At 57.0% G+C, this 18743-nt stretch carries 16 protein-coding genes; 8 read left to right on the top strand and 8 right to left on the bottom strand.

Annotated features, from left to right (window positions below; translation table 11 throughout):
* Positions 1–2 precede the first annotated feature (2 nt).
* From panC to pcnB, 5 genes are all read right to left on the bottom strand, one after another.
* Positions 3–920, bottom strand: a complete 918-nt coding sequence (panC, locus tag AAF465_12995; GenBank protein MEM7083640.1) for a pantoate--beta-alanine ligase — start codon at positions 918–920, stop codon at positions 3–5.
* A complete protein-coding gene (gene panB, locus AAF465_12990) occupies positions 871–1701 on the bottom strand; it encodes a 3-methyl-2-oxobutanoate hydroxymethyltransferase (protein MEM7083639.1) in 831 nt (276 codons plus the stop codon). The genes panC and panB overlap by 50 nt, the downstream gene beginning before the upstream one ends.
* A 72-nt stretch (positions 1702–1773) precedes the next feature.
* Positions 1774–2424 (bottom strand): deoxynucleoside kinase, encoded by a 651-nt coding sequence (locus AAF465_12985; protein ID MEM7083638.1) that lies wholly within the window; start codon positions 2422–2424, stop codon positions 1774–1776.
* A gap of 21 nt (positions 2425–2445) precedes the next feature.
* On the bottom strand, positions 2446–2967 hold the full coding sequence (gene folK / locus AAF465_12980) for a 2-amino-4-hydroxy-6-hydroxymethyldihydropteridine diphosphokinase (GenBank protein ID MEM7083637.1): 522 nt from the start codon (positions 2965–2967) through the stop codon (positions 2446–2448).
* Positions 2964–4307 carry a polynucleotide adenylyltransferase PcnB gene (gene pcnB / locus AAF465_12975; GenBank protein ID MEM7083636.1) on the bottom strand — a complete coding sequence of 448 codons (1344 nt, stop codon included), beginning with the start codon at positions 4305–4307 and terminating at the stop codon, positions 2964–2966. The genes folK and pcnB overlap by 4 nt, the downstream gene beginning before the upstream one ends.
* Positions 4308–4622: 315 nt before the next feature.
* Here pcnB and AAF465_12970 point away from each other — a divergent pair, with 315 nt between their 5' ends.
* Together AAF465_12970 and AAF465_12965 are read left to right on the top strand one after the other, a co-directional pair.
* Entirely contained in the window at positions 4623–5411 is a 789-nt protein-coding gene (locus AAF465_12970; GenBank protein MEM7083635.1) for a tellurium resistance protein TerC, read from the top strand.
* Positions 5404–5865: an RDD family protein gene (locus AAF465_12965; protein MEM7083634.1), complete on the top strand. Its 462-nt coding sequence runs from the start codon at positions 5404–5406 to the stop codon at positions 5863–5865. The genes AAF465_12970 and AAF465_12965 overlap by 8 nt, the downstream gene beginning before the upstream one ends.
* A 32-nt stretch (positions 5866–5897) precedes the next feature.
* On the opposite strand, the gene lptG is transcribed toward AAF465_12965, so the two are convergent.
* The gene (lptG, locus tag AAF465_12960) at positions 5898–6965 is read right to left on the bottom strand and encodes an LPS export ABC transporter permease LptG (GenBank protein ID MEM7083633.1); all 1068 of its coding nucleotides are present in this window, start codon (positions 6963–6965) and stop codon (positions 5898–5900) included.
* Positions 6952–8055, bottom strand: a complete 1104-nt coding sequence (lptF, locus tag AAF465_12955) for an LPS export ABC transporter permease LptF (protein ID MEM7083632.1) — start codon at positions 8053–8055, stop codon at positions 6952–6954. Before lptF ends, lptG begins: the two co-directional genes overlap by 14 nt.
* A 211-nt stretch (positions 8056–8266) precedes the next feature.
* Here lptF and AAF465_12950 point away from each other — a divergent pair, with 211 nt between their 5' ends.
* From AAF465_12950 to AAF465_12925, 6 genes are all read left to right on the top strand, one after another.
* The gene (locus AAF465_12950; protein ID MEM7083631.1) at positions 8267–9757 is read left to right on the top strand and encodes a leucyl aminopeptidase; all 1491 of its coding nucleotides are present in this window, start codon (positions 8267–8269) and stop codon (positions 9755–9757) included.
* A 13-nt stretch (positions 9758–9770) separates the two neighbouring features.
* On the top strand, positions 9771–10208 hold the full coding sequence (locus tag AAF465_12945; GenBank protein ID MEM7083630.1) for a DNA polymerase III subunit chi: 438 nt from the start codon (positions 9771–9773) through the stop codon (positions 10206–10208).
* A gap of 46 nt (positions 10209–10254) precedes the next feature.
* Positions 10255–13002: a valine--tRNA ligase gene (locus AAF465_12940; GenBank protein ID MEM7083629.1), complete on the top strand. Its 2748-nt coding sequence runs from the start codon at positions 10255–10257 to the stop codon at positions 13000–13002.
* A gap of 159 nt (positions 13003–13161) precedes the next feature.
* A complete protein-coding gene (locus AAF465_12935) occupies positions 13162–14115 on the top strand; it encodes a MoxR family ATPase (GenBank protein ID MEM7083628.1) in 954 nt (317 codons plus the stop codon).
* 16 nt (positions 14116–14131) lie between these two features.
* Complete coding sequence (locus tag AAF465_12930) at positions 14132–15097, top strand: DUF58 domain-containing protein (protein ID MEM7083627.1); 966 nt, start codon at positions 14132–14134, stop codon at positions 15095–15097.
* Complete coding sequence (locus AAF465_12925) at positions 15097–17124, top strand: DUF3488 and transglutaminase-like domain-containing protein (GenBank protein ID MEM7083626.1); 2028 nt, start codon at positions 15097–15099, stop codon at positions 17122–17124. The genes AAF465_12930 and AAF465_12925 overlap by 1 nt, the downstream gene beginning before the upstream one ends.
* Here AAF465_12925 and AAF465_12920 read toward each other — a convergent pair.
* The gene (locus tag AAF465_12920) at positions 17105–18706 is read right to left on the bottom strand and encodes a peptide chain release factor 3 (protein MEM7083625.1); all 1602 of its coding nucleotides are present in this window, start codon (positions 18704–18706) and stop codon (positions 17105–17107) included. The two genes, AAF465_12925 and AAF465_12920, sit on opposite strands and share 20 nt — an antisense overlap.
* Positions 18707–18743 lie beyond the last annotated feature (37 nt).

The raw sequence follows: 18743 nt of genomic DNA, 5'->3' as shown, positions 1-18743 counted from the left end.
AATTACAGCGCGAGCTGAAGGTTATCGATCAAACGTGCTCGGCCGAGTCGGGCTGCGGCCAGAATCACCACCTGCGATGACTGCGCGTCAAACGGTTCCAGCGTCTGCGCATCCGCCACCTCCAGATAATCCGGTGTGAACCCATGTCGAGTGAGTACGTCAAGCCCTGCTTGGATGCCGCGCGCGGCGACAGACTGTCGCGACTCGACGGGCGCCGCCGCCAACGCGTCGCGGACCGCCACCAGCACCGCGTACAGATGGGCGGCCGTATGCTTTTCTTCCTGTGTTAAATATTGGTTGCGGGAGCTATACGCAAGACCGCTGTCTTCACGATAGGTCGGCGAGCCCAAGATCTCGACGCTCATGCTGAGATCGCGGACCATCTGCCGAATCACCGCGAGCTGTTGAAAGTCTTTCTCACCAAACACCGCGACATGCGGCAACACGATATTAAACAGCTTGTTGACGACCGTGGCGACACCGATAAAGTGCCCTTCACGGTATGCGCCGCAATAGCGATTGTTCAAGTGCTTCACCGACACCTTTGTGTGCGACATCCCCAGCGGTCCGTACATCTCATCGACCGTCGGCGCGAACAACGCGTCGCAGCCAATGTCCACCAATCGGCGCTGATCGGCCTCGAACGTGCGAGGATAGGCCGCAAAATCCTCGCCTTCACCAAACTGAAGTGGGTTCGCAAAAATACTGCACACAATGCGATCGCAATGTGGAGCAAGGGTTCGAAACAAATCCATGTGGCCGTCGTGCAGATTGCCCATGGTCGGCACAAACCCAACGCGCAGCCGTTGCGCTCGCCACTCTTGGCTCAGTGCGGCGATCTCGGCGATGCGGTGATGAACAATGAGCGGATCAGACAAAACAATGCTCTGGAGCCGGGTAAGCGCCCGATTTGACGTCATCGACATACGCCTTGATCGCGGCATTGACCGACTCTCTACCCGCTAAGAAATTATGGGAAAAACGCGGTTTGCGACCCGGCGTGATATCCAGCACGTCGTACAGCACCAAAATTTGACCGTCGACATCCGGACCCGCGCCAATGCCGATGACGGGCACACTCACCGCCTCATAAATGCGGGCGGTCAGTTCGTTTGGAATACACTCAAGTAAGACCATGTCGGCACCCGCTGACTCCAGATCTTTCGCCGCTTGCACCATTTCAGCGGCCTCGTCTTCTGCTCGTCCTTGCACGCGAAAACCACCGAGTTTGTGAACCGACTGCGGCGTCAGACCAATGTGCGCGCAAATCGGGATATCGCACTTGGCCAGATGCTCGACAACATGCAGCTGCGGTGCACCACCCTCCAGCTTGACCATGCTGGCCTTGCCCTCCTGCATGAGCCGCGCGGAATTCGCGGCGGCCTGATCGGGTGTGGCGTAACTCATAAAGGGCAAGTCCGCCACCAGAAACGGTCGATACAGTCCACGCAGCGTCGACTGACAGTGATAAATCATATCGTCCATGCTCACCGGGATCGTCGTGTCGTGCCCTTGGATCACCATGCCAAGCGAGTCGCCGACCAGCACAAGATCGACGCCGGCATTGTCGACCACAGTGGCAAAGCTTGCGTCATACGCGGTGATGCAGGCGATCTTTTCACGATCGGCCTTCATCTGCCGAAGTGTGCTCAAGGTCACCGGCGGTTCTTCGCGGGCTTTGCTTTGTAGATGGGTATACATGACAGCTTCCGTTATAAGGGCAGCGCTACGCTACAAACTCCCCACTGGTGGGTCAAGCGTGTCGTCGCTGAGTTAGGATTCGGGCTTAAACGCGTTGAAATAGCGACGCCCACTGGTGAGGCCTTGAAGTTGCTCGAGCAGTTGATCGTAATCATGATCACTGTTCACAAAATCGGCCTCCTCGGTGTTAACAATCAGCAGTGGTCCGCGATCGTATTGATGAAAAAAGCGTGTGTACAAATCGCTCAGGTCGCGTAGATAGGTCGACTCGATCGTTTGTTCATACTCGATGCCTCGCGTGGCAATTCGCTTGAGTAACGTGTCGACGGTTGCCTGCAAGTAAATCACAAGATCCGGCTGTGGCGCGTCGATCGCTAACCGCTCGTAGACCAACTCGTACAGCTTGTACTCTTCATTGTCTAAGGTCAGCTGCGCGAACAGTTGATCCTTGTCGAGCATGAAATCGGACACGCGTACCGGGTCGAACATATCGGCTTGGCGCATCTGCTGGCACTGGCGAGAGCGTTGAAACAAAAAGTGAAGCTGCGTGGCCAACGCATTGCTCTGCCGGTCCTGGTAAAACCGCTCGAGAAAGGGATTATCCTGCGGCTCCTCAAGCACCAGATCGCAGTCATACGTGTCCGCCAACCGTCGCGCCAACGACGTTTTGCCAACGCCGATTGGACCTTCAATGGCAATGTACTTAAAATGCGTATTTAGCATCGACACGTCTAATCGCTTTGGTCATGCCACTCCGCGCGGCGTCTCGTCGTTGATACGCCGAAGTGTACCGTGATCCACTTGTTGAGCAAGCGTCGCCACACGACCGTTGTCCGGCACCATAAAATCCGGCGCAATCGCGCGCCACGGCACGAGCACAAAGGCGCGACGGCTTAGCTCCGGGTGCGGCACGGTGAGTCGCGCCGACCGAATTACTTGGTTGCCAAACGCCAAGATATCCAGATCGAGCGTACGCGCGCCCCACCGTTCGCCATCGCGCCGGCGATCATGACGCTGCTCAACCTCATGCAGCGCATCGAGCAGCGCCTCGGGTTCAAGCTGCGTGAGCAAACCAACCACCGCGTTGACATAGTCCGGCTGACCGGGCGGGCCCACAGGATCGGAGTAGAAACACGGTGATCGTGACACCACACAGGTGGCCGAGACCTCACCCAACTCAACAAACGCTTTGGCAACGTGCTCACGTGGACCATCGAGATTACTCCCGATGCCGATAAAAACCGGTTGCCAGACTGCGTCTCTCAATCGTTCTGCTTTTTCTTACGTCGCGGTCGACGACGACGCGACGATTTTTTGGTGTTACGCCGCCCCGTTTGATTCATACCCACAAGCTCCTTGCGCTTGGCCTCCGACTGCGTCTGGATATGCGTCCACCAGTCCGCGAGTTCCTGGGGTTCTTCCCCCACTTCGGCGCGAAGTACTAAGAGATCATAGGCCGCTCGGAATCGCGGGTGATCGAGTAACCTCAATGCCCGCACGCCCCGTCGATGACGAAGCCGAATTTGCATGGTGAGCATTTCTTTAACAGGCAAGATCACGCGCCTAGCTACAGCCATCGAAGACTGCTGCTGATTGACAACCGCATCGCACGCCATGATCACGCTTTGGATCGGTCCTTTCCCGTCTGCCCGAAGCGCTAGCATCTTTTCGTTGACGACAGGCCAAAGAAAAACCGCGATTAGAAAGGCTGGCGTGACCGGTTTGTCCGCCGCGATGCGTTCATCCGTGTTGCGCGTTGCCGCATAAAACAAGGCCAATGCTTGTTCCGCCGCTGCCGTCTGCTCCGGATCGGTTAAAAACTGCTCAGTCTGATCGTAAAGCACTCGAAACAGGTCGTATCGACGCAGTAGTTTCAGTGTTGCGGACGCATGGCCACCCAAGAACAGCTTGATCGCCTCATCGGCAATCCGCGCCGGCGGCACATTGTCGAGCAGGTGACCCAGTTCGGTGAGCGGTTTTTCGGAGCCAGGCGCAATATCAAACCCGAGTTTCGCCGCGAACCGAACCGCGCGCAGCATACGCACCGGATCTTCCTGGTAGCGCACCAGTGGATCACCGATGAGCTTAAGTCGTTTTTGGCGGACATCCTTTGCGCCGCCCACGTAGTCCCATACCGAGAAATCGGCAATATTGTAGTACAGCGCATTCACGGTGAAATCGCGGCGCCAAACGTCATCGTCGATGTCACCATAGACATTATCACGCAAGATGCGGCCGGTATTGTCCCGTTTGCGATCATCGTCGTCGTGCGAAGAAGCGTCGCCGCGAAACGTTGCTACCTCGATAATCTCGCGACCGAAGCGGACATGCACCAAGCGAAAGCGACGGCCAATCAGCCGACTGTTACGAAAGAGGCTGTGCACTTCCTCTGGCGTCGCATCGGTGGCGACATCAAAGTCTTTCGGTTGAATACCCAGCATCAGATCACGCACAGCACCGCCCACCAAGAATGCCTGGTGGCCGCTGTTCTTTAGACGGTAAAGCACTTTAAGCGCGGGTTCGCTAATCGTCGAACGAGACACAGGATGATCACTGCGCTCGATGATGACGGGCTGGCGCTTATTCGCCTTTGCGGGTGGACTCAAGTGAAGGTCTCTTACAGTAACGGATCGGCGGCGCGATCATACCATCGGCCCGATGGCCGAAAAACACGCCGTCTCACAGGCGTGCTGACATTTCGTAATATATTGTTTTTTAATGGGTTAATCAACAGCAATTCGCACCTCAGAGACGTGCTGGAAGGCCCGTTGACGCCACCCGAGGCCGGTCGACTGCCCGATTGTTGCCCAGGATCTTACAACGATCCGCCGACAGTGTTGCCTTTGTTCACGTCGTCGGTGTCGAAGCACGCGCCGGTGCTGGTAGAATGGCGGCCGTTTTTGGCACATTGTGAGGGCGACATGGCCGAGTTATTCACGCTGGATAATCTATTCACACTCCTGATGCTGACACTGCTGCAGGCAGTACTCGGCTTTGACAATCTTCTGTACATCTCGCTCGAGTCAAAGCGCGCACCCGCTGACAAACAGGCCTCTGTTCGCCGAATGGGCATCATATTGGCGGTTGTGTTTCGCATCGGTCTGTTGTTTTTGTTGCTCAAAGTCATCGATTACTTTCAAAATCCCGTGTTCTCGTTGGACGTTAAAGGCGTCGCCGAAGGCGTGTTCAATCTCCACGCGATCATCGTCTTGATCGGCGGCGTGTTCATTTTGTACACGGCGGTGAAGGAAATCTTCCATATGATGCTGCTCGAGGAGTCCCACGAGGTGGATCGCAAGCCGACTTCTCCGAACGTCATCATTTTCTACATCGTCATCATGAATTTGGTGTTTTCGTTCGACTCCATCTTGAGCGCGATGGCGCTCACCAAGGTCTTTGCCGTGATGGCGACTGCAATCATTATTGGCGGCATTTTGATGATCGCGCTGGCCGACCGCGTCTCGGACTTCTTGCAAAAAAATCGCATGTTCGAAGTACTGGGTCTGTTCATTTTGCTGGTGGTTGGCATCATGCTCCTCACAGAAGGCGCGCACCTTGCTCACCTCAAACTGTTTGGCGCCGAAATCATGCCGATGACTAAGGCCACGTTCTATTTTGTGGTGGCGGTACTGGTGCTGACCGATATTGTGCAGTCGCGCTATCAGAAAAAGCTGCTGGCCAAAGCCAACAAACTGAAACCCAATGGTTGATCAGACTGGCGCCACGACCCGTCACAACCCGTGGATTGATTTACCGAATGCACCGTTTTGGCGGCGGCTGGCGGCCCTGCTGTATGACTCACTGATTGTGGCGGCGTTGTTGATGATCGCAACCGCGCTGCTGCTGCCCCTCAATGACGGCGAAGCGTTCGACGCGGGCAATCGGTGGTTTCAACTCTACTTGGTGCTCGTGGTGGGAGGGTTCTTTCTATTGTTTTGGCGCAAAGGCGGGCAAACCCTGGGGATGCGTGCATGGAAAATTAAACTCGTGAGTCATAACGGCACACCACCGGGATACGCACAGCTCCTCGTTCGCGGCATCACCGCGGCGCTGGGCTTACTGCCGTTTGGCCTGGGCTGGTTGTGGAGCCTTGTCGATCGCGAGCGTCTGGCCGTGCACGATCGTTTGAGCCGATCGCGCATCGTGCTGGTCCGACACCAATAATCACTATGATCACCGCGCGCCGGAGCGGTCAATCATCGCACTCGCTGCAGTAGGATGAGCGTAACCACCGTCAGTGCGATCGTCGGTAGCCAAGCCGTGAGAGCTGGATCGAGGCCGTACACCGTCCCAGAATTAGCGAGCAATTTCGACGCGAGATAATAGGCAATTCCGAACAGAATGCCGACAATGCCACGGGTGCCTGCCCCCACACTTCGAAGCGAACCAAACACAAACGGGACAGCCAACAAACACATCAGTATGACCGACACCACGTTGGCAATACGCGACCAAAACGCGATTTCATACCGATCCGAATCCAGATTGTTCGCGCGAAGATGATTCACATACTGATTGAGGCGATGCGCGCTGAATTGATCGGGGTCGACGACCGACAGTTTGAGTAACTCAGGACTCAACGTCGAATCGCGTCGTTCCATTCGCTGCTTACGCGCGAACACGCCGTCTTGGGTAAAGCGCGTCTCCCGATAGTTCTCAAGATGCCAGGTGGCGTCATCGGTCACGTTTGCGGAACTGGCCGCCGCAATGCCCATTAGCCGCCCCTCCGGGTCGAACTGATAGATGCCAATAGCGCCTGCCCGACCACCTTCCAGCAATTCGCCAATGTTCACGATCACATTGCCGTCCTTAATCCAGCCACTCTGACCGCCAGCGAAACTCAACTGTTTGTGCAACTTTTGGGCGCGCTGCGTTTTGGCGTATTGCTCCGCAGGTGGTCCAATCAGCTCGCCAAGAATGAGCGCCAAAAGTGCGAGCGCCACGCCCGCGCCAACTACCGACCACGCAAGGCGCCACACCGAAACGCCCGCCGCACGAATCACAATCAGTTCACTGTTCGACGCTAACGCACCCAACCCCAACAGCGCGCCCATGAGCGCGGCAACCGGTAACAACTCGTACGCCTGCTGCGGGATCGTCAACGCCACGTAGGTCAGCGCATCCGGCAGCGAATACGAACCGGTGCCGACATTGTCTACCTGACCGGCAAAACCAACAAACGTTGACAACGCCAGCAGCACACCCAATATCAGCATCGTGGTTTGAATGATGGCGACAAACAGATGGCGATCAATCAGCGTCATCATCGCCTCCTTTGGCCGCAGACGAGCGCACCGAGGCGGCGCCGAAATTACGATGAAGCAGGTACAACGCAAAACCGAAGATCAGTAGATGGACCCACCACAGTCCTAAGAATGCTGGAACACGTTCCTGCTCGAGCCATACTCGCGCGGCACCGAGCAAGTTGGAATACACAATGTAAACAAGAATGGCGATAGCCAGTTTGCCGTAGCGTCCGCGTCGCGGCGTGGTGCGCGACAGGGGCAGTGCCAAAAGAACGAGCATCAACGCCGATACGGGGGCCGACAATCGCCATTGAAGTTCGGCGCGCGCCTCACGTGTGTTCGCGGCGAGCAGCATTGAGGTGGGTTGCGCCTCAATATCATCCAGCGCCGAAGAGGCTTCATCGAGCTGAATGGGAATGCCATGTTCACGAAACTCGGTGGTGCGGAAACTGGGCTCTCCTGGTACGCCCTCGAAGCGCACCCCGTCGTACAACACCATCAAACGCAGGTTGCGTTCCGGATCGCGAAGCTGCTCCGCGTATTCGGCTACCACCACTTCCACCACGTCGCCACGTCGATGTTCGAGAAAGACATCCTTCAGGCGTCCGTCGGCCGTCGCGCTCTGCGCATAAAACACCACACCGAACCCCGTACTTCGAAAACGTCCGGCGGCGAGTGCACCCACTTCGGCTTCCTGCTGGGCGACTTCTTTGAGTGTATGGATCTGACGCATGGCCCAGGGCGCGCCCTCCAGCGACAGCACCGCCAGCAGCCCAGCCACGAGTAGCGCGAAAATGGCCAGTGGTCGATACAGCATGCGAGGCCCCACACCGCATGCCACGATGGCCGCCATCTCGGAGTCTTTGTAAAGTCGCCCCATCGCCAGCATGATGCTGAGAAACAGACCGACGGGCACCAAAATGGTGAGGTAATTGAGCGACGTGAGGCCCAGAAGCGTGGCCACCGCATCGCGCGGTAGCTCGCCCGCCGCCGCATCCCCGAGAATCCGCGCAAACTGATTACCGACCAAAATCACCAGCAACACACCGGTCACCGCCAACCAGGTCTGCCCGACCTCTTTGAGGATGTAGCGGTCAAGAATTCGCACAATCTGTATCGCTCACTGTCGCATCGCCTTAACCGCCGGATTCCGGTAAACTCAGCCCCCATTGTACGTCGGTTTGGCGAGTCTGACAGCGTAAAATTTACGTCTCGCCGCGCGATGACGGTGCCGGCCGAAGCGAGCCCTAACACCCGCCTCTACCCGGTAACCAGCCCGCCACCGCACGCACCACCAATCGAACCAGGGAGTGAACACCATGCAGTACAACGCAAGCGGCAGCAGCGCGGCGCGACAATCAGCGGATTGTGTCATCGTCGGCGCTTACACCAAGCGTGGACTGAACAGCGCCGCCTCGGCGATCGATGAGGCGTCGGGCGGCTACTTAAGCAAGCTCGCCAAGGCCGGCGATCTGCCGTCGAATCCTGGTGCGAGCACCCTTCTTCGCGACCTCAAAGGAGTCAAAGCCCGGCGCGTGCTGGTCGTTGGCCTCGGTCCCAAGAACGAGTTTTGCATCAAACAGCTGGAGCGGGCCACCGAATCGGCCATCCGGGCACTGGCCAACACGAGCGTTAAGTCTGTGGCACTCAACCTCGGTAGCAACAGTGAACGATTCGACGAACCAGCGCGTGTCACCAGCGCCTCCATCGCTGCGGTTCATCGCGCGGTCTATCGCTTCAATCAGCTAAAGTCGAGCAAGGCGCGCACGCGTCCGTCGAAGATCAACAAGATCGTGTTTGGCTTTTCCTCCCGCGCCGCCTGCAACAAAGCCAAGGCCGAATTCAAAACCGCTGACGCCGTCGCTAAGGGCGTAGCCCTGACCAAAGACCTGGGTAATCTGCCCGCCAACGTGTGCACACCAGACTACCTAGCAAAAACCTCACGTCAGTTTGCACGCGACTACAAGAACGTGTCGGTGCAGGTTATGGGCATGAAAGACCTCAAACGCATGGGCATGGGTGCGTTTATTTCTGTGACACAGGGTGCCGACACACCACCCCGCCTGATTGTGATGCGCTACAAAGGCGCGGCCGCAAAAGAAGCGCCTGTTGCGCTGGTCGGCAAGGGCATCACGTTTGACACGGGTGGTATTTCACTCAAGCCGCCCGCCACCATGGATGAAATGAAATTCGATATGTGCGGCGCGGCCGCCGTCATCGGCGCATTCAAATCGGTCGCCATGCTGCAACCCAATCTCAATCTTGTCGCGGTGGTTGCGGCGTGTGAAAACATGCCGAGCGGCAATGCGAGTCGTCCCGGCGATATCGTCACGACCATGGCGGGCCACACTGTAGAGATCCTCAACACCGACGCAGAGGGCCGATTGATTCTGTGTGACGCGCTCACCTACACCAAGAAATTTAAGCCCAAAGCGATTATCGACGTAGCAACGTTAACCGGTGCGTGTGTCATCGCGCTGGGCGAACATTTCTCGGGGCTCATGTCACCCAACGATGGCCTCGCCAACGACCTGATTCAATCTGGCGTAGAAGCGGGCGACACCGCATGGCGCATGCCCGTTACAGAGGAATATCAATCGCGCCTGTCGAGCAATTTTGCTGATTTTGCCAATGTCGGTGGCCGACCGGCCGGCGCGGTGACGGCAGCCTGCTTCTTGTGGCGTTTCATGAAAGACCAAAACTGGGCGCACCTGGACATTGCGGGCAGCGCTTGGAAAACCGGCGCGCAAAAAGGCGCGACCGGTCGTCCTGTCGGGCTGCTTGTCAATTACATCTTGAATAAAGGATAAGCGCCCCGCCGCCATGACCCGCGTTGATTTTTATGTGATCGCCGACGAATCGGATGCGGCGCGGCTTACGGTTGTGTGTCGACTGGCCGAAAAAGCGCACGCGCATGGACAAACTGTCCATGTCCACACCGAATCAAAATCGGCCGCACAATCACTCGACGCGCACATGTGGACGTTTCGTGATGGTAGTTTCATCCCGCATGCGTTGGCAGACGACGACATCACCAATCAACACGACTCGCTCGTACCGGTCAAGATTGGGCATGGGCAGGAACCACGTGCCAACACCGATATCTTGATCAACTTAACCAACACCGTACCCGATTTTTTTTCACGCTATGATCGCGTGATGGAAATCGTCGGTGGCGACGCCAATACGCGCGGCGCGGCACGTGAGCGTTTCAAATTTTATCGGGACCGCGGCTACAACCTAAATAGTCACAACTTGTAATCGCGCGCCACATTCGTTAATCGCAAGGTCACTAATTCACAGCACTATGGATAAATCCTACGATCCCAGCGCCATTGAGCAACGTCTGTATTCACAGTGGGAACAGGATGGCTGCTTTCGCCCGTCGGGCGAAGGTGAACCCTACGCCATCATGATCCCTCCGCCGAATGTGACCGGCTCGCTGCACATGGGGCACGCCTTCCAAGACACGATCATGGACATGCTCACCCGCTACCACCGTATGCTGGGTCGCGACACGCTTTGGCAACCGGGCACAGACCATGCCGGTATCGCGACACAAATGGTGGTGGAACGACAGATCAATGAGCAAGGACAAACGCGACACGACTTGGGACGCGAAGCTTTTGTCGACAAAGTCTGGGAGTGGAAAGCCGAATCGGGTGGCACGATAAGTCAGCAGCTACGGCGTATGGGTGCGTCGGTGGACTGGGAACGCGATCGATTTACCATGGACGAAGGCTGCTCCGAAGCGGTCAAGAAAGTGTTTATCGACCTGTATAATGAAGGGCTCATTTACCGAGGGAAGCGCCTCGTCAATTGGGACCCAGTTTTGCACACTGCGCTGTCTGATCTGGAGGTGCTCTCCGAAGAAGAGCAAGGCTCGATTTGGCATTTGCGTTATCCGCTCGTCGACGCCCAAGAAGGCGACCCCACGCACCTAATCGTCGCCACCACGCGTCCAGAAACGATGTTTGGCGATTCGGCCGTGGCGGTGCATCCGGAGGATGAACGGTTTGCCCATCTGGTGGGCAAGCACGTCGAGCTACCGCTCACCGGTCGTCAGATTCCGATCATCGCCGATGACTATGTCGACCCTGAATTTGGTTCAGGCTGTGTGAAGATTACTCCCGCGCACGACTTCAATGACTACGAGGTCGGCCTGCGCCACAACCTACCGCAAATCAACATTCTGACCGACGATGCCGCCATGAACGACAACGCGCCAGTCGCGTTTGTCGGATTGCCTCGCGAAGAAGCGCGCACGAGCGCAGTGAAGGCACTCGACGAGCTCGGTCTTCTCGATTCGGTGAAAGACCATCGCATGATGGTTCCCCGCGGGGATCGCAGTAACAGTGTGGTTGAGCCGTATCTCACCGACCAGTGGTACGTGAAAATCGAACCGTTGGCCAAGCCGGCTATCGACGCGGTCGAGCGCGGTAACATTCGATTTGTGCCACAAAACTGGGACAAAACCTACTACGAATGGATGCGCAACATTCAGGATTGGTGTATCAGTCGTCAGCTTTGGTGGGGCCATCGAATTCCCGCTTGGTACGACGACAACGACGCCGTCTACGTGGGAACCGACGAAGCGGATGTACGGGCGCGCCACGGTCTCAATGACAGCATCTCATTACGTCAGGACGAAGACGTATTGGACACGTGGTTCTCTTCGGCGCTGTGGCCGTTCTCCACGCAAGGTTGGCCCGAACACACAGACTCCCTCAAGTCATACTATCCCGGCGCAGTGTTGGTCACCGGGTTTGACATCATTTTCTTCTGGGTCGCGCGCATGATCATGATGGGCATCAAATTCATGGACGACGTACCGTTTCATGAAGTGTACATACATGGTCTGGTCAAAGATGAAAACGGCGACAAGATGTCAAAGTCAAAAGGTAACGTGCTCGATCCACTTGATCTGATCGATGGCATTGACCTTGAATCGCTCGTCGCCAAACGCACTGCATCGATGATGCAACCCCACATGAAAAAGCGCGTGGAAAAATCGACGCGCAAGCAGTTTCCCGACGGCATTCCCGCGTTCGGTACCGACGCGGTGCGGTTTACGTTCGCAGCGCTGGCGACAACCGGTCGCGACATTCGCTTTGACTTAGCGCGGGTGGAAGGCTATCGAAATTTTTGCAATAAGCTGTGGAACGCGTCGCGTTTTGTGCTCATGAATTGCGAAGACCAACCCATGAATGGTGACGCCGTGGGGCTCGCTGATCGATGGATTCAGTCACGTCTGAGTGCCGCCATCGCCGACGTGCGCAGTCACATGGAATCGTATCGCTTCGACCTCGCTGCCAAAACGCTCTATGAGTTTATCTGGCACGAGTATTGCGACTGGTATCTCGAACTCACTAAGCCTGTCCTGCAAAACGACGAGGATACGGGGGCCCAGCAGGCTGCGCGCTATACGCTGGTACAGGTTCTCGAAACGGTGCTTCGACTCGCACATCCCGTGATGCCGTTTATCACCGCTGAAATTTGGGCACGCGTACAACCCCAAGCGAACGGTTCGATTATCAACGCCAGCTATCCCGAGACCGGCGACTGGCCACGTGACGACGCGGCCGAACACGACATCGAGTGGGTCAAGGGCTTCATCGTTGGCATTCGAAATATTCGTGGGGAAATGGACCTTTCGCCGGGCAAACCTGTGCCGGTTCTGTGTCAAAACGCGTCCGCCTCAGATCGTGAGCGCATCGAGAAACACAGCAATTTGCTGATCAGTTTGGCGCGCCTGGAGAGCATTACGGTACTGGAGGAGGAGCCACCAGCCGCCTCGACGGCGCTGCTCGGCAATATGAAGGTGTTGGTGCCGATGGCCGGATTGATCGATCCGGACGCCGAAAAGGCGAGATTGAACCGCCAAATTGAGAAGCTGCGCAAGGATTTGACCCAAAATCAGAATAAACTCGGCAATGAAAAGTTCGTCAATAATGCCCCAGCCGAGGTGGTGGAAACCGTGCGACAACGCGTTTCCGAGCTCACGTTGGCCATCGAGCAGCTCGACACTCAGATCGCGACGGTAGACTCGCTCTGACCGACACGCTGCCGTTCCAATGGCGCGGCGTGGTTCGGTCGACCGCGTGTCGCGGCCGCGCCTACCGTCACATTTGACGACGTACTTGTCGTGCGCAACTAAACGCGACGCGACGAGTCTGTGAATAAGCATGCGTAATTTGCCCGTCAAAGGATGTCTATGAGCCAGCTCAGCGTATCGGCGCCGCCCGAACTTAATTCCCACAAGGCCATCGATCGTGTGCTCAACACACTCGACCAGGTCGTACTCGGCAAACCGCACGAATTGCGCCTAGCTCTGTCGTGCTTGTTAGCCAATGGCCACTTGCTGATTGAAGATGTGCCCGGCGTTGGCAAGACCACGTTGGCACACGCGCTGGCGGCGACCCTTGGGCTTCACTTCACCCGCATCCAATTTACGTCAGACATGCTGCCATCAGATGTGATTGGCGTGTCGATTCTCAAACAGGACACCGGTGAATTTGAGCTGCACAAAGGGCCGTTGTTCAGCCAGGTTGTTCTGGGCGACGAAGTCAATCGAGCCACACCCAAAACCCAAAGCGCACTGCTTGAGGCAATGGAAGAACGACAGATCAGTATCGACGGCGTTACACACACCTTGCCTGCTCCGTTTTTTGTTATCGCGACGCAGAACCCATCGGAGCAGGTCGGTACCTATCCGCTACCCGAATCGCAAATGGATCGTTTTTTAATGCGACTAAGCCTGGGCTATCCCGATCGAGCATTCGAGCGCGAGCTGCTCACTGGCGGGGATCGTCGCGCCGCGCTTGCCACATTGAATGCCGTGCTGGATGCGCATCGGCTCAGTGAACTGCAACGCCGAGTGCACGATGTGCACGTCGCGGAGCCGTTACTGGACTACGTGCAGAATCTGGTCGAATTCTCGCGTGTGGATGGCACGATTCTAAACGGTATTTCACCGCGTGCGTCGTTAATGCTGCTTCACGCCGCCCGCGCCTGGGCGATGGTCGATCATCGCGACGCCGTGATACCACAAGATGTGCAAGATGTGATGGGGCCAGTGGTGGATCATCGGCTGACGCTGCGCACTTCGGCCGATCTTGACACGACCAGCGCCGCAGAGTACTTGCTCGGCGCGGTACCCATCCCATAATCGAGCTCGCCTCCGCATGTCAGCCAAATCCGGCTTCTTTGCACCAAGACTGAACGCCTGGGCGCGACGACGCCACGGTGTTCAACGTAGCCCGGTAAAGCTCGGCAACAACCGACTCTATATCTTACCTTCTCGCTCAGGCTTGGTGTTTGCATTGATGTTGCTGGTCATGCTGCTAGGCTCGATGAACTACAACAACAGCATGGGCCTGGGTCTGTCTTTTTTTCTTGGCAGTATCATGCTGGTCACCATGCATCACTGTCATCGTAATCTACTGGGCCTGTCGGTGACCTACCAAGTGCCCGCACCGGTGTTCGCAAAACAACACGCGAAGGTTCACGTGGCCTTGCACAACACGCTGACACACACGCGTTCCGACATCGTGGCCCATCTTGAGCACACCGATGAGCGCGCCGTCAATGTCGAGCCTCAGCAAAGCACGTGTGTGACGCTCAATGTTCCTGCCATCACACGCGGTGTGCACACCTTGCCGCGCCTAAGCATTCGCTCACGCTATCCAGCTGGACTGTTTCGGACGTGGACCTGGATTTACTGGGATGCCAAATTATTGGTCTACCCAGAACCCATCGGTGACCAGCCGTTTCCCGGCACCGGTTACGGCGACGAATCGTCGTCGACACCCGGCGCGGGCGACGAAGACTTTGCGGAATTGCGCAGCTACCAGCGCGGCGATCCGCTCAATCGCGTAGCGTGGAAGCACTATGCGCGAACCGGCCAACTACACAGCAAGTCGTTTGAGGGAAGTGCCGGTGTCGAATTGTGGCTCGACTGGTCGGCGGTCGCCGCTCATGACCCAGAAGAGCGGCTCTCGCAGCTGTGCGTATGGGTAATGGACGCAGATGAACGCCAACTCAACTACGGCCTTCGACTACCCGGTACCGAACACCGACCTGACACGGGTGCGGCCCATCGAAATCGCTGCCTAAAAGCGCTCGCCTTGTACGGCGTGGCGTCGTCGTGATGGCCAAACGACGACTGACACTGCGCGACCAACGTCGGCTTAGCCCAAAGATCGACGCCATCAAACTCAATTGGACGTTGTGCTTTCTTAGCGTAGCCAGCTTGCCTTTTATTGTTCACCTGCCGGTGTGGCCCGTTCTGCTGTTGCTCGGCACCGTACTCTGGCGCTGGTGGCTGCGTCGCCGGGAAGGCAGCATTCCGCACGCCGTGATTCGTTTTGCGCTGACGATCGGCGCGGCGTTGGTTGTGTACGCCACGTTCGGCACGTTTAATGGCATTGAACCGGGCAGCTCATTACTGCTGGTCATGGCGGCAATGAAACTGCTCGAGACGGTCACGGCGCGCGATTTGCTGGTACTGGTGTTCATGTCGTTTTTTATGATTCTGGCCGCCTTTTTGTTCGATCAATCGCTCGCCAGCACCGCCATTGCCATTTTGCTCGTCTGGTTTGGCGCCACGACGCTCGTGCAGGTCAATCGCGACTCGACGCCCGAGCAACCCGTGCGGGCCGCAAAAAAAGCAGGGCGAATCGTGCTACACGCCGTACCGCTCCTGCTCATTTTATTCGTACTGTTCCCCCGAATTCCCGGTCCGTTTTGGGCCCTACCAAGTACTGATACAGGCACGACTGGCTTGTCCAACAGCATGTCACCAGGCAGCATCAGCGACCTATTGGAATCAAGCGAAATCGCCTTTCGTGTTTACTTTGACGACCCGCCACCACCGCGTCATCAGCTGTACTGGCGCGGTCCGGTGCTCGAGACGCTAAAAGGCGGGGAATGGACACCGCGAACGGTGCAAACCGTGCCCTCCGACGTGCAGCTGTACGGACCCGGAATCGACTACACCATGGTTCTAGAGCCCCATCAATCAAACTGGCTTTTGGGACTGGAATTTGCCAATCCACAGTCGCTGCCGCGCTTTAGTGAATTCGAAACCACAGGCGAACTCGTGTCGCGCAAAGTCGTGACGGAGCGGTTGCGCTTTTCACTGACCTCACACCCTGATTACGCCTTCGCGGCGCAGCTGGATGCGTCGCAGCGAGCGCTGAATTTGCATACCGCCTCGACAGACAACCCGCAAACTCAACGGCTAGCGGAATCCTGGCGCGCGCAACACAAGCAGCCACAGGCCATTGTCCAGGCGGCGCTCGACCACTATAACCAGGAGCCGTTCGTGTATTCGCTGACCGATGCGCGGATCGACGGCACACGCACCATCGACCGCTTTCTATTTGACCGACGACGCGGCTTTTGCGAACACTACGCCTCGTCGTTTACGTTGCTGATGCGTTACGCCGGGATCCCCGCACGCGTGGTGACCGGCTACATGGGTGGTGAAATCAATACGCTCACCGGACACCTCACCGTGCGCCAATCCGATGCCCACGCGTGGGCCGAGGTGTGGCTTGAAGATCGCGGTTGGGTACGCATAGACCCGACGGCAGCGGTCGCGCCTGAGCGTGTCGAGCAAGGCATCACCGAAGCCTTGCCAGATGGCGAGTTCTTACCGACGCTCATGATGAGCAGCTCCGGCGTAATGACCGGACTGCGGCAGGCCATGGACGCCATTAACGCCAACTGGAACAACTGGGTATTGGGCTACTCGGATGAACGGCAGTGGTCGCTGCTGCGAAAACTTGGCCTCAAAGACCGCGATCTCACCAGCCTAGTGATTGTACTGACCGTCTGCGTCACACTCACCCTTTTGATGCTCGCGCTGTGGTTGCGACACGCCGGTGAGACTCGCCACATCGATCCGGCACAACGACTTTACCGCCGGTTTCAATCACGCCTCGAGCGCCTTGGCATCGAAGCGCGCCCAACCGAAGATGCGCGCCACTATGCGGTGCGCGCCGGTGCCGCGCATCCCGACCTTGCCGTCTACATCGAACGGTTTTGTCGGCTTTATCTCGACGTTCGATACGGTCGATCGCCGGTTCAGGACGGGCTGCGTGACATGAGCGCTCTGTTGGCAGCGCTGCCTCGGTTTAGACGCCGCAAACGCGTCAATCGTCAAACAACTTGAACTCTCGTGTGGCCAAAAAACGGACATCCGGCCAGCGCTCGATCGCCAAATCCAAATTCACTCGTGTGGGGGCGATGTAAACCAGATCACCCCCATGATCGAGGCTCAGGTTGTCGGCGCAACGTTCCTTGAACTGCTTGAACATTTTTTCATCCTCGCACTCCACCCAACGCGCAGTCGCGACATTGACCGCCTCGAACTGACATTGCACGTTGTATTCGTGCTGAAGACGGTGTGCCACGACATCAAATTGCAGCACGCCGACCGCACCCAAAATTAGCTCGTTGCGCACAAGAGGCCGATACAGCTGGGTTGCCCCCTCTTCGCACAACTGGGCCAGCCCCGTGTTGAGTGCCTTGGACTTGAGCGGATCTTTGAGCACCGCACGTCGAAAGAGCTCGGGGGCGAAACTGGGAATGCCTTCGTAAGCCAGCCGTTCGCCTTGGGTAAACGTATCGCCGATATTGATCGTACCGTGGTTATGAAGACCCAGAATATCGCCGGCGTAGGCGATTTCGGCGTGCTGCCGGTCTGCAGCAAGAAAGGTCAGCGCATCCGATACGCGCACGACTTTACCGGTGCGCACGTTATGCAGCTTCATACCCGGACTGTAGCTACCTGAGCACAGGCGCATAAACGCAATGCGGTCACGATGTGCTGGATCCATATTGGCCTGAACCTTGAATATAAATCCCGATAGTTTGGTTTCGTTGGGCGCCACAGTGCGAGAACCAGCACTTCGCCCCAACGGGCTGGGCGCGTGTTCGGTAAACGTATCCAATAACTCGCGTACACCAAAATTCTGAATAGCCGATCCAAATAACACGGGCGTCTGTTGACCGGCAAGATACGCATCGCGGTCAAACTCATGACTCGCGCCCCGCACCAACTCGACTTCGTCGGCCACGCGCTCGGCCCAATCACCAAGCGCCGCCTTGGTTTCGGCAGATTCCAGACCCGCAATCACGCGCGTGTTGCCCTGCTCGCCTTTGGCGCCCGGCTCGTAGAGATACACGGCATCGTTTTGCAGGTGATACACGCCTTTGAGTTCGCGACCCATACCGATCGGCCAGGTAATGGGTGCGCAATCGATATTCAGCACACTCTCGACCTCATCGAGCAGTTCTAGCGGCTCTCGCCCCTCACGGTCGAGTTTATTGATAAACGTCATGATCGGCGTGTCTCGCAGTCGACACACGTCCATCAATTTAACCGTTCGTTCCTCAACACCTTTTGCGCAGTCGATCACCATGAGCGCCGAATCCACGGCGGTCAACGTCCGGTAGGTGTCTTCGGAAAAATCCTCGTGACCGGGCGTATCGAGCAGATTAACGACCGTCTCGCCATAGGGAAATTGCATGACCGACGACGTCACTGAAATGCCGCGTTGCTGCTCAAGCGCCATCCAGTCGGACGTCGCATGACGCTGTGCTTTGCGGCCTTTGACTGTGCCAGCCATGTTGATGGCGCCGCCGAACAACAAGAGCTTTTCGGTCAGCGTGGTTTTACCAGCGTCAGGGTGAGAAATGATGGCGAACGTGCGACGCCGATTCACTTCCTCTTCGAGTACAGGATGGGTCATGGGGTGTCCAAGGAGCGCGAGCGTGGATGCGTAAAGC

The sequence above is a fragment of the Pseudomonadota bacterium genome, assembly GCA_039028935.1.
GTDB lineage: Bacteria > Pseudomonadota > Gammaproteobacteria > Steroidobacterales > SZUA-146 > SZUA-146.
The sequence above is the reverse complement of the archived record's forward strand: the minus strand, read 5'-3'. Positions and strand labels throughout refer to the sequence as shown.